At 58.4% G+C, this 13,519-nt stretch carries 14 protein-coding genes; 11 read left to right on the top strand and 3 right to left on the bottom strand.

Translation table 11 applies throughout. From position 1 onward, the window contains the following. The first annotated feature begins 12 nt into the window (after positions 1 to 12). The 6 genes from WKI84_RS05050 (at position 13) to WKI84_RS05025 (ending at position 6,311) form a co-directional block, all read left to right on the top strand. Entirely contained in the window at positions 13 to 435 is a 423-nt protein-coding gene (locus WKI84_RS05050) for a S6e family ribosomal protein (protein WP_337862440.1), read from the top strand. Positions 436 to 509: 74 nt separating this feature from the next. Next, positions 510 to 1,772, top strand: coding sequence for a translation initiation factor IF-2 subunit gamma (locus tag WKI84_RS05045; protein WP_337862439.1), 1,263 nt, complete (start codon positions 510 to 512; stop codon positions 1,770 to 1,772). A 14-nt stretch (positions 1,773 to 1,786) separates the two neighbouring features. Continuing rightward, entirely contained in the window at positions 1,787 to 2,179 is a 393-nt protein-coding gene (locus WKI84_RS05040; RefSeq protein ID WP_337862438.1) for a PIN domain-containing protein, read from the top strand. Between the two features lie 61 nt (positions 2,180 to 2,240). Beyond that, positions 2,241 to 2,786, top strand: coding sequence for a hypothetical protein (locus WKI84_RS05035; RefSeq protein WP_337862437.1), 546 nt, complete (start codon positions 2,241 to 2,243; stop codon positions 2,784 to 2,786). Between the two features lie 62 nt (positions 2,787 to 2,848). Then, complete coding sequence (locus WKI84_RS05030; protein ID WP_337862436.1) at positions 2,849 to 3,535, top strand: MBL fold metallo-hydrolase; 687 nt, start codon at positions 2,849 to 2,851, stop codon at positions 3,533 to 3,535. A 31-nt stretch (positions 3,536 to 3,566) separates the two neighbouring features. Next, a complete protein-coding gene (locus WKI84_RS05025) occupies positions 3,567 to 6,311 on the top strand; it encodes a peptidylprolyl isomerase (protein ID WP_337862435.1) in 2,745 nt (914 codons plus the stop codon). Here WKI84_RS05025 and WKI84_RS05020 read toward each other — a convergent pair whose 3' ends face one another. Together WKI84_RS05020 and WKI84_RS05015 are read right to left on the bottom strand one after the other, a co-directional pair. After that, a complete protein-coding gene (locus WKI84_RS05020) occupies positions 6,312 to 7,118 on the bottom strand; it encodes an inositol monophosphatase (RefSeq protein ID WP_337862434.1) in 807 nt (268 codons plus the stop codon). 39 nt (positions 7,119 to 7,157) lie between these two features. Next, positions 7,158 to 8,171, bottom strand: a complete 1,014-nt coding sequence (locus WKI84_RS05015) for a deoxyhypusine synthase (protein WP_337862433.1) — start codon at positions 8,169 to 8,171, stop codon at positions 7,158 to 7,160. An 84-nt stretch (positions 8,172 to 8,255) separates the two neighbouring features. Between WKI84_RS05015 and speY the strand changes: the two genes are divergently transcribed. Beyond that, a complete protein-coding gene (speY, locus tag WKI84_RS05010; RefSeq protein WP_337862432.1) occupies positions 8,256 to 9,419 on the top strand; it encodes a deoxyhypusine synthase in 1,164 nt (387 codons plus the stop codon). Here speY and WKI84_RS05005 read toward each other — a convergent pair. Continuing rightward, positions 9,402 to 9,788 carry a hypothetical protein gene (locus tag WKI84_RS05005; protein ID WP_337862431.1) on the bottom strand — a complete coding sequence of 129 codons (387 nt, stop codon included), beginning with the start codon at positions 9,786 to 9,788 and terminating at the stop codon, positions 9,402 to 9,404. The genes speY and WKI84_RS05005 overlap by 18 nt on opposite strands. Before the next feature lie 65 nt (positions 9,789 to 9,853). Here WKI84_RS05005 and thpR point away from each other — a divergent pair, with 65 nt between their 5' ends. The 4 genes from thpR to WKI84_RS04985 form a co-directional block, all read left to right on the top strand. After that, positions 9,854 to 10,453: an RNA 2',3'-cyclic phosphodiesterase gene (gene thpR, locus WKI84_RS05000; protein WP_337862430.1), complete on the top strand. Its 600-nt coding sequence runs from the start codon at positions 9,854 to 9,856 to the stop codon at positions 10,451 to 10,453. Then, a complete protein-coding gene (cca, locus tag WKI84_RS04995; protein ID WP_337862429.1) occupies positions 10,450 to 11,934 on the top strand; it encodes a CCA tRNA nucleotidyltransferase in 1,485 nt (494 codons plus the stop codon). Before thpR ends, cca begins: the two co-directional genes overlap by 4 nt. Next, a complete protein-coding gene (locus WKI84_RS04990; protein ID WP_337862428.1) occupies positions 11,903 to 12,718 on the top strand; it encodes a hypothetical protein in 816 nt (271 codons plus the stop codon). Before cca ends, WKI84_RS04990 begins: the two co-directional genes overlap by 32 nt. Before the next feature lie 64 nt (positions 12,719 to 12,782). Beyond that, positions 12,783 to 13,519, top strand: a 737-nt coding sequence (locus WKI84_RS04985) for a PAC2 family protein (protein WP_337862427.1), incomplete at its 3' end; no start/stop codon positions are given.

Genomic DNA, 13,519 nt, shown 5'->3' with positions numbered 1-13,519 from the left:
CCTGAATCTACATTGGCACAGTTCAAACTGGTAGTCTCTGACGCGACAGGCAGGAGCGTGTCGCAGGAGCTCAAGGACAGGGCCGCGCAGCCGCTGGTCGGCGCCAGGATAGGCTCTGTTATCGATTCTTCGGTTATTGGCATCGCAGGCGGGAAAGTAAAGATCACTGGAGGCTCTGACAAGTCGGGCACGCCAATGCGCGCAGACGTGCACGGCGGCGTCAAAAAGTACGTCCTGATGTCAGAGGGCGTAGGCGCCAAGAACCTCGAAGGCGGCAGGGTCCGCAAGCTGGTGAGGGGCAACATGGTCACCGAAGAAATCTACCAGCTGAACCTCCGGCTGGTCGAGGGCAAGCTGCCGGAAAAGCCCAAGGAAGAAGCTCCGGCTGCCACAGAAGCAGCAGCTCCGACTAAAGAAGAAAAGAAGAAAAAGTAATTTAATTTCTCTCTCTCTTTCTCTCTCTATTTCTCCGTACCTTAATATCTGAGAGAATTTCACGTTACTGCTAGTTGCACTGGAAAGAGACCCTGCCGGACTGGTACGTCAAGAAATACGGCTACCAGCCCTGCGTCAACATCGGCACCTCCGGCCACGTGGACCACGGCAAGACCACGCTTGTAGAGGCGATCACGGGCGTCTGGACGAGCGCCCACAGCGAGGAGCTGCGCCGCGGGATTACAATCAAGGTCGGCTATGCCGACGCCGCGTTTTACAAGTGCTCCGGCTGCGAGCCGCCGGCCTGCTACGGGACGCAGCCTACCTGCGAGGGTTGCGGCGGCAAGGCCGAGCTTTTGCGCGTCGTGAGTTTCGTCGACTCGCCCGGGCATGAGAGCCTGATGGCGAACATGCTCTCCGGCTCGGCGCTCATGGACGGCGCCATCCTTGTGATGGCCGCAAACGAAAGGGTGCCGCAGCCGCAGACCCGGGAGCACCTGCTTGCGCTTTCCGTCCTTGGCATCCAGCAGCTGGTGCTGGTGCAGAACAAGGCCGACCTTGCGACGATGGAAGAGGCGCTTGACAATTACAACCAGATCAAGGATTTCGTGAAGGGGAGCATAGCCGAGAAGGCCCCCATAATCCCGGTGTCGGCGCAGCACAAACTCAACATAGACGCGCTCATCGAGGCGATGGAAAATACGATAAAGACGCCGGAGAGGGTGCAGAACGCCCCGCCAATAATGCACGTGCTGCGCTCGTTTGACATCAACAAGCCCGGCACCCCGATCAAGCAGGTCAAGGGCGGCATCATGGGGGGCGCGCTGGTGCAGGGCGAGTTCTCTGTCGGCGACGAAGTCGAGATAAGGCCCGGCTTGCTTGACGAAAAGAAGGGCAGGTACGAGCCGATAACGTCTTCGATAGCGACGCTTGGCACCGGCGCCGGCCTCGTGGAAAACGTCAAGCCCGGTGGGCTGGTGGCAATCGGGACAAAGCTGGATCCGACCTACACAAAGAGCGACTCGCTCATCGGCTCTATAGTCGGCAAGCCCGGCACGCTTCCAAAGGACGTCGAGGACATTACCGTCGAGACGCACCTGTTTGACACGGCAGTAGGCACGCAGGACATGGTCAAGGTCGAGCCGATAAAAGCAAAAGAGCCGCTGCGCCTCAACATCGGCACGGCCGCGTCCGCCGGCACCGTTACAAGCGTGCGCGACGGCAGGATAGAGGTCAAGCTGAAAAAACCGGTGTGCCTCCTGCCCAAGAGCCGCGTGGCCATCAGCCGCAGGATAGCCGAGAGGTGGCGCCTGATAGGCTCGGGGATAGCAGTCTAGGAAAAGAGACGTATATGCAGGTACTGTGCGACACGAGTTTTCTCATGGTGCTTGTCGCAAAGCCGATAAAAAACGTCGGCCGCGTCGAGCACGAGCTTGGAGTGCTGGATTTCATAGTGCCTGACATCGTAGTCGAGGAGCTGAAGAGGCTAGAGGCCAAGGCGGGCCCGAAGAGGGCCACGCTTGCCCGGACTGCGCTTGAGCTCGTGCAGAGCAGGTTCAAGACGGTCGCCGTGCCAAGGGCCGCCCACGTCGACGACTCTATAGTCGAGTACGCAACAGAAAAGAAATGCGCTGTCGCCACCATCGACACCAACCTGCGCCGGCGCCTCATCGCAAACGAGGTGCTGGTCGTCACGCTTAGCAGGGACCGGCTCACGGTTGCAAACCCGAGCCTCGTGTCCTAGTAGTCACCGATTCAGGTTAATAACAGAAAAAAGTTCTAATACTGGCCAGCATAGTACAGGTATGGCAGCGTATCCTGTCGTCGAGTTCGACCCAGATTTTCCCTACACCGAGAACGACAAAAAGATGCTAACGAGGGCCACAAAGCTGGTGTGCGACGAGTACCGGCGCCCCTTTCCCGGCGCAGGCGACCTCTTTGCAGGGATCAAGGTGCTCTTTACCGACAAGCAGCTGATGGCAGACGGCAAGCCCGCGCTTGAAATCTACGAGCACGGCGTCAAGACGGTCACGGTCAGGATGACGCCCCGGATGAACATGCGCGACTTGTGGCTGCACGGCCTACTGCTGTCGCACGGCCTTGCCCACTATGCGATAGACAGGCTTGACAGCTACAAGGCGTGCTGGCAGCTTGTCCATTACGCCGAGAACTGCAACCCGATGATGGTCTATAACGTCAAGGACGCCCGGCCGTTCATCGTCAAGGGGAAAAAGCAGGAGCTAAAGATGCGCGTGATAGACGTGTGGAGGCTGCTTCAAGACAAGAACAGGATAATGACAGAGATAAAGGAGGGGCGGGCGCCGCCGCCAAACCCGCACAGGTACGACTGACAAGAGAAAGAGAGAAAAAGTTCCAGCAAGCTTTAAAACAAATCTCGCCGGTTCTCTAACTCATGCTCGAGTTCAAGGGAGTCAAGTTCCACCGGACAGGCCACGACGGGTTCCGGCTAGTCGGCAGCGCATCAGGCAAGGCAGCAGCAACGACGACGATGCCGGCGGCACCTGTGACGGTCTGGATAGACCCGTACCAGCTTGCCGAGAGCAGCAACGACGCCGACATTGTGCTTATCTCCCACAACCACTTTGACCACCTGAGCATGGACGATCTGAAAAAAGTGGTGAAAAAGGACACCGTCATAGTGGCAGCAAGAGAGTGCGTCGACCAGCTGAAACCGCTGGGGCTTGAGGTCAAGCCTGTGCTACCTGGCGACAGGGTGACAGTCAAGGGCGTTCAGGCGGAGGCCGTGCACGCCTACAACACCAACAAGACGTTCCACCCCAAAAAGGACAACAAGGTGGGCTTTGTAGTCACGCTTGGCGGCCTGCGCATCTACCACGCTGCAGACACGGACGACATACCCGAGATGGAGCAGGTCCGGCCGGACGTGGCGCTCGTGCCTGTGTCAGGCACGTACGTGATGACTGCCGACGAGGCCGCAAAAGCGGTGGACGGGCGCATAAGGCCCAGGCTGCTTGCCATCCCGATGCACTATGCGGCAATCGTTGGCAGCGAAAGTGACGCGGCCCGCTTTAAAGAGCTGGTCAAGTCCTGCCCCGTGGAGATTCTGCCAAAGGATTAACTTAAAAGACGGCAACCCCTCCAAAACTGCAATGTTTCAGGGTAGCGCGACGCTTTTCAGGGCGGGGTCATTCGAGTTCCGGACGCGGCACCTGGTCATAATCGCGGTGCTTGCCATGACGTTCTCTGTCGCAATGATAGTGCGCACGTACCCGGTAAAGTACGGCTTTTACCTCAACGAGTTTGACCCATATTTCGATTACCGCGCAGTCAAGTTTATCCTGGACAACGGCCTCGACGCGTACTGGCGCTGGCACGACACCATGTCATGGTATCCCGAAGGACGCGACATTGCGGCAACTTCGCAGTCGGGCCTGCACGTCATAGCCGCCATAATGTACCAGATATTTGGCGGCGGCTCGTCGCTGATGGACTTTACCATCATGTTCCCTGTCGTCATAGGCTCGCTCACAGTTATAGTGGTCTTTGCGCTCGTGAGGGTGCTTGGCGGCACTACGGCCGGCCTCTTTGCGGCAGCGTTCTTTGCGCTCTCGCCCCCCATAATCCTGAGGGGCAACCTGGGCTGGTTCAAGTCCGAGCCCCTGGGCCTCTTCTTTGCCCTCATAGCCACCTACCTCTTTATCTCGGCCATAAGGCACAGGGAGGTAAAATACGCGATACCAAAGGCGGTGCTCGGCGGCCTGCTGCTCGGCCTTGCAAACGCGTCGTGGGGTGGCGTCCAGTACTTTAGCATCCCCATAGCTCTCTTTTTCCTTGCGCTCCCGTTCTTTAAAAAAGACATGACGGTACCGATGTACGTCGCAGTGGCGTTCACCGTGTTCACGCTCCTTGCCGCCGGCGCCTTCCCCCGGCCTGGAATGGCGTTTGTCACGGGCCTGCCCGGGATTGCGATGGCCGGCTCGGCTGCGTTCCTGGTCGCGGCCACTTTTCTGAACAGGGTCAAGCCAGGCACGCGCTATGCTGCTTTTCTGCTGATAGGCTTTGTGGCCGCCGGCATTGCCATCATCGCCGCCGGCTTGTTTGCCTCGCCCAGCTTTAGGTACCTCAACGCCATAAACCCGTTCCTGAAATCAGAGAACGCGCTGGTCGAGTCGGTGGCCGAGCACCTCACCCCGACCATAGTGGACTATTTCCTTGACTATTCCATCCTGCTGATATTTGCCGGCTTTGGGGCGTGGATGGCGTTCCAGAAGCGCAACGACGCGGCCGTGTTTGCCCTGATACTTGGCATAACAGGCGTCTACGTCAGCGCGACGTTTGCCAGGCTGCTGGTCTTTGCGTCAGTGGGCATCATCGTGCTTGCCGCCCTTGGCCTTGCCGAGATAACGAGGGTGATAATGGAGAACAGGAAGGAGGCGTCTTCCGGGCAAAAGGGCAAAAAGGCGGCCCAGATAAAGTCTCCCGTTTCACGCGGCTCTGGCGTCAGGATGATCTACACGGGCGTCATCATCGCCATGCTCGCAATCCCTGTCTTTTACCCTCCGCAGTCCAGCTGGCTCTCGTCTGCCGACGTGCCAACCGCGATTGCAAACGGTGGCACCGTCTTCCGCATCCAGACAGACGACTGGACGGACGCCATGCAGTGGATGTCCCAGAACACCGAGAAGGACGCCGTGGTGGCCGCGTGGTGGGACTATGGATACTGGATAACGACGCTGGGCCAGCGCACCACCGTCAACGACAACGCTACGCTCAACCAGACGCGCATCGAGTCGGTGGCCAAGATGTTCATAGCAGACGAGCAGTCGGGCACCAAGATAGCGCAGGATCTGAAAGCAGACTATTTGCTCGTCTACGTGGTGGGACAGAAGCAGCTTGAGGCAGACCCAGTCTCCAATTCCACTTCAAGCAAGGTCCCGGTGTTCACGCTTGGGCAGGGCGGGGAGGAGAGCAAAAAGCAATGGATAATCAGGATCTCCGGCTTTGACGAGAGCAGGTACGTAGAGCGCGATGCCTTTACTCCCAAGCCGGCGTTCTGGAACAACACGCTCCTTGGCAAGCTGATACCGTTTGAGCCGCTCTACTTCGCCTCGTTCGACGGCTCTACTCTCACAAGGGTGGAGGAGAGCTGGCAGCCCGGGCTGGTACAGCTGTATTCCAAACACGTGAAATACCCTGCCGACGGCGGGCCGGACCAGCCGTTCCACCTCGTCTACGCCTCGCCCAGCTTTGCCGAGAGCAAGGACATCGTGACTGGCATACTGATCTACAGGGTGAACCACGACTATGTACCGCGCCCTGCCGGCGACCCGTACCAGCCCACGTCCGGCCCGCTTGCAGACATGACCACCGGCGACCAGGTGGCAGAGATACAGACTGCGCAGGGGCCGATCAAGATCGAGTTCTTTACAAAGGCGGCACCGGGGCACGTCAACAACTTTATCACGCTTGCAGAAGATGGCTTTTACGACGGCACCGTCTTCCACCGGCTCGTGCCCGGCTTTGTAATACAGGGAGGCGACCCGCAGACTAGGAATGCTACCGCTGACAAGTCGCTGTGGGGCACGGGCGGGCCCGGCTACACCATCCCGGAAGAGTTCAACGACATACCGCACACGCGGGGGATAGTGTCGATGGCAAGGACGAACGACCCCAACAGCGCCGGCTCGCAGTTCTTTATCGTGCTTGAAGACAGCGAGCTGATAAGGCAGAGCCTCGACGACAAGTACACGGTATTCGGCAGGGTGATAGAAGGCATGGACACGGTGGACAAGCTGGCGGCGCTGCCGAGGGTGGGCGGCGATGGCGACGACAAGGATCAGCCGGTCAACCCCGACGACGCCCGGATACTGTCGGTGAAAATAGTGCCCCGCTAGCTAGTCGGCCCGAGAAGGCGAAAGCGAGCGCAGCAAGTCGCCGTGTACAAGGCCGTTAGTGGCGACAATGTCCAGCTTTTCAAAGACCGGAAAAGACGGCCTGCTGCCGTCAAGTAGCGACCACCTCCCGCCTGCCTCTTCAAGTATCAGGCCGGCTGCAGCAATGTCCCACATCGACAGGTCGTTGTTTATCGTGCCGTCCAGCCTGCCAGCGGCCACGTAGGCGACCTCGAGGCACAGGCTGCCCAGCTTGTGGAACCTCTTTATCTTTCGCAGAATGTTCTGGTTAATGCGCTCAAACCTCTCCTGCGCAAACTTGGTGTGGTTCACGTTGAGGTACAGCTCCTCAATTTTGCACCTTTCCGAGACTGCGATCCTGCTGCCGTTCAGCCAGGCGCCCCTGCCCCTGGCGGCGGTAAATTCCTCGTTGTGGTTTGGGTCCACAAGCACGCCTGCGAGCGTCTCGCTCCCCCTGCACAGCGCAATCGAAGTGCAAAAGAACGGGATGCCAATGACAAAGCTGGCGGTGCCGTCCAGCGGGTCGATGACAAAGTAATAGCCGTCTTTGTTTATCGATGCGTTCTGCACCCTGTCCTGCTCCTCTGCCACAAACGGCACGTCGGGGAACTGCTTTTTCAGATACGACATTATCAGCGCCTGGGACTCGCCGTCTACCCTTGTCACAAGCGACCTGTCGCTCTTGATCTCTACGTTGTAGGTGGAAGAATTGCCGAAATTCTCCTTCAAGAGCCTGGCAGCCTGCCTGCCTGCGGCAAGCGAGTGTGCGAGAACGTCATCCAGCTCCAAGCGCACTCTTTTGTGTGCCTGCGGCAGTAATAATAACCGTTACTTTTTCTTCTTTTCTTGCTGTTGTTGATGATGATGCTGGAGCATGGCCGCGTACACGAACGGCAGGAGCGTCGATGCCTCGCCGTGGATGGTCGTCTGCCTCGCTTTCGTGGTCACCTTGCCCCACGATATGGCCTCTGCCACCAGCGCGCCAGAGAGGCTGCCGTCCCATTCGGGCGCAGTGGTGATGTAAACAGCATAGTCGAGCCCGCCCCGGTACTGGTTCCACCAGAGCGTGTGGTGCTTGGATATGCCGCCACCTACCATGAACGCGCCCGACTTTTTGGCGTCAAAGACAATATCAGAAAGCCTGCTCTGGTCCTTCAGCACATGCAGCTTGAAATCCTTGTGCTGCTGGTGGTACAGCCATATCTGGCTCCCGACCGCGCCGTCGACGATGCCGGGCACAATCACGGGTATCCTGTTCTTGTGCGCCCAGTAGAGGAACGAGTCCTCTCCAAGCGTGCTCCCAAGTTTATCGGTGATCTCGTAACTGGCGACATCCCGCTGGCCTGCCCTGTACATCTCGTCAAGGCAGGGCTGCACCTTTTCCTCTATCAGCGGGCCGTAGGCCGACATTGGCACAAGCACGTTCCCAAGCCTGTGCACGTCCTTTTTCAAAAGCTCCTTATCGTCCATGCGAAAGTCGCCGGCATAGTATTTGTCAAAAGAGCGGGCGATGTCGTGGTCGAGCGCGCCGCAGGTGGTTATGACAACGTCAAACATCTTGTTTTTCAGCATGTCCCTGACGATCCCCCTGGCGCCTGTGGACATCAGCGCGGCTACAAAGGAGAGGAATTTCGTGCAGCCGGGCTCGTCCTGCATCCTGTTCAGGATGTCGACGCCGTCTGCCAGATTGCGCGACTCAAAGCCGCCAGAGCCTGCCATGCCTGCAAGTATCGAGTTGATGTCGCTGTCTGCTGTAATGGAGTGGTCCTTTACCGCGCTGTGGAGCAGATCCTTGTCGTCACTCTCTTTTCTCTTCTTTCCTTTGTTCTTGCCGGCCGCCATGAAGCGTGTGTGTATTGATTGCGCTGGAATAAAAATCTGCATACGAACAGAATTTTTTAAAAGCAAGCGTTTTCAAGGTAAAGGGTGCACGACCACAACGGCCACCATCCCCATCATCATCCCCATCATGATCATGACGGCATGGACGAAGACCCGCGCCACTCTTTTACGGGCCGCAAGCTAGAGCCGCCAAAGGTCTCGGCTGACATGACCGTGACAGACCTGATAAAATTCTACGGCTTGACCGGCTACAACGCCCGTCGTCTTGCAGAGGCGGCCGAGATACTTGAGGACATGATAAACACCAACTCGACTGTCTGCCTCACCCTTGCCGGCGCCATGACGCCGATAGGCATGGGCAGGACCATCTCTGCCATGATAGAGGCCGGCTTTATCGACTGGATAGTGGCTACCGGCGCAAACGTCTACCACGACCTGCACTTTGCCTACGGCCTGCCTGTCAGGCAGGGACATTTCGACGTGGACGACGACGTGCTCTACGCCAAGCAAATAGTGCGCATATACGACGTATACATCAAAGAGCTGGAGACTTTGCAGGCGCAGGATCTGCTCGTGCAAAAAGACATCAAAGAGCGCGCAGATGAAATCCCCAAGAACGCCTCCACGGCAGACATTGCCTATGCGCTTGGCAAGGCGGCCAAGGAGAACTCGCGCCATCCGGAAAAGTCGTTCTTGGTCAAGGCATACGAGAACAACGTGCCTGTCTACATGCCTGCGATAGGCGACTCGTCCATCGGACTCAACATGCTGCCCCTGCTGTTTGAAGGCAAGGGCGTCTTTCCCAACACTATTCTTGACGTGGCCGAGTCTGCCGCGATACTGTGGAAGAGCGAAAAATCAGGCGGCCTGGAGCTTGGGGGCGGGGTGCCAAAGAACTTTTTCCAGCAGACAGGGCCTGCCCTCTACCAGATATTAAAGATAAAGGAGGGCGGACAGGACTATTTGATCCAGCTGACCGATGCCCGGCCGGACACGGGCGGGCTCTCTGGCGCCACGCTGCAGGAGGGCAAGAGCTGGGGCAAGATCAAGACCTCCCACAGGGGCAACGTGATCGTATACGGCGACTCGTCCGTGTACTTTCCACTGTTGTGCTCGTACGCTCTGTCCGTGTGCAAGCCGAGGAAGCAAAAGCAGATCTATGCCAAGAAGGACGGGTGGGTGGAGGAGATGAAGAAGATCTATTTCGCCAACAAGAGCGGGAACAAAAAGTCAGGAAAACGCCTCTGATTTGGCGACCCATTTGCCGGACTTGCGGGTCATCTCTATCTGGCCGACGAGGTTGCCGTTAGAGTAGACCTTGGCGAATTCCGAGCTTGCTCCAAACATCGACGACAGCAGGTCCGTCTTTTCGTGGTAGCCGGATTCAAGCGTCTTTATCCTCAACTTGCCGCTTGCCTTCTTGATGATGTTCCTTGCCGCCGGCCAGTCGCCCTTCCACGAGATCATGTCAAAGCCGCCGAACTTGGCCGTTTGCAATACGTAATCCTGCAGCTTGGCCTCAAAGTTGGCCTTGTTCTTTTTTGCGTACTCGTTCATCCATTTTACCGCCTCGTCGCCCCTGCCCTGCTCGACTGCAAAGCTGTCTGCGCCCGCCACGGCATGCAATGGCCGGCAAAATAATATAAACAAACTTTTTCCAGTCTTCTCTGTATATAATTACAATGCGCGCCTTTATCGCGGTGGACGCCCCTTCTTCTTCAGAAGGCAGCAGCAACAACAACAGTGGTCTGGCAGACCTGCAGCGGGAGATGATGCAGAGCATGGACAGGCGCGACGTGCGGCCTGTCGACCCCGGGAATTTCCATTTCACCCTCATCTTTCTGGGCGAGGTCTCGGAGCAGCAGGCGCAGCAGGTGAAGGAACTGCTTGCACAGGTAAGATTCGAGCCCTTTACGATCACGTACGCCGGCGTCGGCGCGTTCCCAAACCCGCGCAACGCCCGCGTCGTGTGGGTGGGGGTCGAGCCTGAAGGCGCGCAAAAGCTGCAGGCCCTTGCCGCAGACGTGGTTGCAAAAATGGCTCAGGCCGGCTTTGTCCCAGACAAGCCCTTTTCGCCCCACCTGACCATTTTCAGAGCCAAGAACCGGCACGTGCGCGTCAACGTCGAAAAATACGTGGGCAGGACGTTTGGCTCCGGCGTCGTCGATGGCGTCCACCTGAAAAAGAGCGACCTTGGGCCGTCCGGGCCGCAGTACTCGAACATTTATACCGTCCGCGCTGCAACAACAGGAGAAAAAGAGGGCAAGCAGCAACACCCATGACCCCGTCTCCAGCCACCGCAGCCGATAACAATAACAAAAGCAACAGCGATGGCAACAACAGTAGTAATGATGCCTGCAGTAACAGCGGCAGCAGCAGTAGTAGTAGCAGTAGCCGTTTGCTTACCAGGGCCCTTATCCTCTGCACACCCACTGCACAGGAAACAAAAAAGATAACGGCAGTAGCGGGCCGCGTAAAGGGCCTTGTCGAGGCAAGGGCGGCCGCCCTGACGACAAAAGAAGTCGCAGACGTGGTCTTTGGGGGCTCGTTTGCCAAGGGCACCTGGCTGCGGGGCGACGCCGACATTGACATCTTTGTAAAGGTCAGGCCGGACGTGGACGAAAAGAGGTTTGAAGAGCTCGGAGTAAAGATAGGCAGGGAGGCGCTGGCCGGCTTTGACCCGCAGCTGCGCTATTCAGACCACCCGTACGTCGAGGCGTTCGTCCGTGGCATACGCGTAAACATCGTGCCCTGCTATGACGTGGAAAAGGGAAAATGGAAGAGCGCGGCAGACAGGTCGCCCTACCACACGCAGTATATCATGCAGGCGCTCGGCCCCGAAAAAAAGGCGCAGGTGCGGCTCCTGAAAAAGTTCCTCAAATCCGCCGGCATATACGGCGCCGAGATATCGACTGCGGGGTTCTCCGGCTATGTGTCTGAGGTGCTGATTGCAAAATACGGCTCGCTCGAAGGCGTGCTCCGGGCCGCTGCGGCAGGTTTCCGGCAGGGCCACGTCATAGCAGTCGACGAGGGGCGCTACGACCCTGACGTGGCCCGGGGGTTCTCAAGCCCGCTTGTCATCATCGATCCGGTGGACCCGAGGCGGAACCTCGGCACCGCGATATCGCCCGAGAGCGCCGGCAGGCTCGTGCTTGCCGCCCGGGCGTTCCTCAAAAAGCCCTCCGTGCGTTTCTTTGCAGGCTACAGGCCGGGCAGGGTGGACAGGCGCCTGCTTGGCAACGTGCTGGTGGCCGAGTTTTCGCACAGAAAGCGCAGCCCCGACACCATCTGGGGCCAGCTGAAGCGAAGCTCAAACTCGCTTGCCAAGCAGCTAGAGATAGCCGGCTTTACCATGTTCCGCCATACCTGCCAGACAGACGAGGAGGACAGAGGGGCCTTTGCGTTCCTGCTAGAATCGCTCACGCTCCCTCCCTACATCGTGAGGAAGGGGCCAGAGATTGCGATGGCAAAAGAGACAGAGAACTTTATCGCAAAATCAAAAAAGAAAAAGCCGCCGCTTGCGGTGTGGGCAGACAGGGAGATGCGCGTCTCGATGGTGACAGAGCGCAACGAGACCGACGCCGGCCGCCTCTTGAAAAAGCTGCTGCAGAACCCGCAATCAAGCGGCGTCGCAAAGGACATGATTGTGACGGCTAAGGCCAAGCTCGAAATTTATAGCGGGAGCGGCAGAAAGAAGATGTCCAAAGTTGCAAGAAAAGCGGCCTACGAGCTTGCGTCTACAGAGAGCCTCATCTTTTCCTGAAAGCAAGGAAGAAAAAACGACGACGACGACGCTGGACGTGGGCGCGCAAGAGCTGGCAGAGATACTGACCTACCCGCGCTACAGCGAGCAGGAGCACCTGTCCCGAGTGGAGGAGCTGAGGTCGCTTGGCGTGTCGCAGATAATCCTTGGCGGCAGGACGCTCGTTTCCGGCCTCCGCATTGCCGGCAAGGGCCAGGTCGGGCTCGTGGTGAAGGCGGTAATGGCCGGAAAAGGCAGGGAGACATGCGCGCTCAAGATCCGCAGGATGGATGCCAACAGGCCGGACATGCAGGCAGAGGCGCGCCTGCACAGGATTGCAAACGGCGCCGGCGTGGGGCCTGCGCTGTACGATTACTCCTCCAACTTTATGCTGATGGAGTTTGCAGAAGGTGAGGGTATAGTCGACTGGGCTGCAGCAGGCGACGGTCTTTCAGCCGGCAGAGAGCAGGCGCAAAGCGTCGCCGCCTCTGTGCTTGAGCAGTGCTACCTGCTGGACAGGGCCGGCATCGACCACGGCGAGCTGAGCCGGGTCGACAGGCACGTCATAGTCTGCGGCAAAAAGGCGACCATAATCGATTTCGAGAGCGCAAGCACCGAGAGAAAGAAGATGTGCAACGTCTCTGCCGCCGGCCAGTCGCTTTTCGTGAGTGGCCCCGTGGCCGGCTCGCTTGCAAAGGTGATGCCTCATGTGGACAGGCAGGCCGCCATTTCGGCGCTAAAAAAGTACAAGTGGGACCAGAGCCGGGCCAACTTTGAGTCGCTGCTCGCCCTCGTCGGAGCCTGACTGACTTGGGCAAACAAGCAAGCAAGCTATATTTTTAATCCCGAGTAGCTAAACTGCACCCAGAGTGTACTCTCCTCCACTGATAGACATACGCAGGATCCGCAACGTCAACCTAAAGAGCGGCATAGTAGTCGACGGCTTTCCTAGCATCGGCCTTGCAAACGCCATAGCGTCCGAATGCCTCATACACACGCTCAAGACGGACCTTGTGGCAGTCATCGACTCGCCGGCCTTCCCGCCGCTTTCGATAGTAAAGGACTCGATGCCGTCGTTTCCGGCCCGCGTCCATGCAAACGAGGATCTAAAGCTGGGCATGTTCGTGTCCGAGCTCAACCTGGACCCTGCGCTGTTCAAGCCCGTAGCCTACGCTATGCTCGACTGGGCCGCAAGCAGCAACTGCGACCTGGTGGTGAGCGCGGCGGGTCTGCCATACGGCGAGGGGGAGGAGCCGGAGGATGTCCCCCGGGTATACGCAGTCGGGAGCACCGAGAACGCAAGGAAAAAGGCAGAGGAGGCCGGCATACCTCCGGTCACAAACGGCTCTGTCGCAGGCATACCGGCGGTCCTGCTCAACGAGGGCACCTGGCGCAACTTTGACGTGATCGTGCTCCTGGTGAGGGTGGTGCGCGACGCGCCTGACTTTCGCGCAGGGGCCGCGATAGCCGAGGCGATAGCCCTGCTTGCACCCGGGGCGTCGTGCGACGTGCCGGCGCTCCTGAAGGAGGCCGAGGCGATGGAAAAGACGCTTAAAAAGATAAGGAGCGTCCAGGCGCTCCCGGAGCACAAGACGGAGCAGATGTA

The organism is Nitrososphaera sp. (genome assembly GCF_037447015.1).
Classification (GTDB): Archaea; Thermoproteota; Nitrososphaeria; order Nitrososphaerales; family Nitrososphaeraceae; genus Nitrososphaera.
Note: the sequence above shows the minus strand (reverse complement) of the source record. Positions and strands in the feature narration are given on the sequence as shown.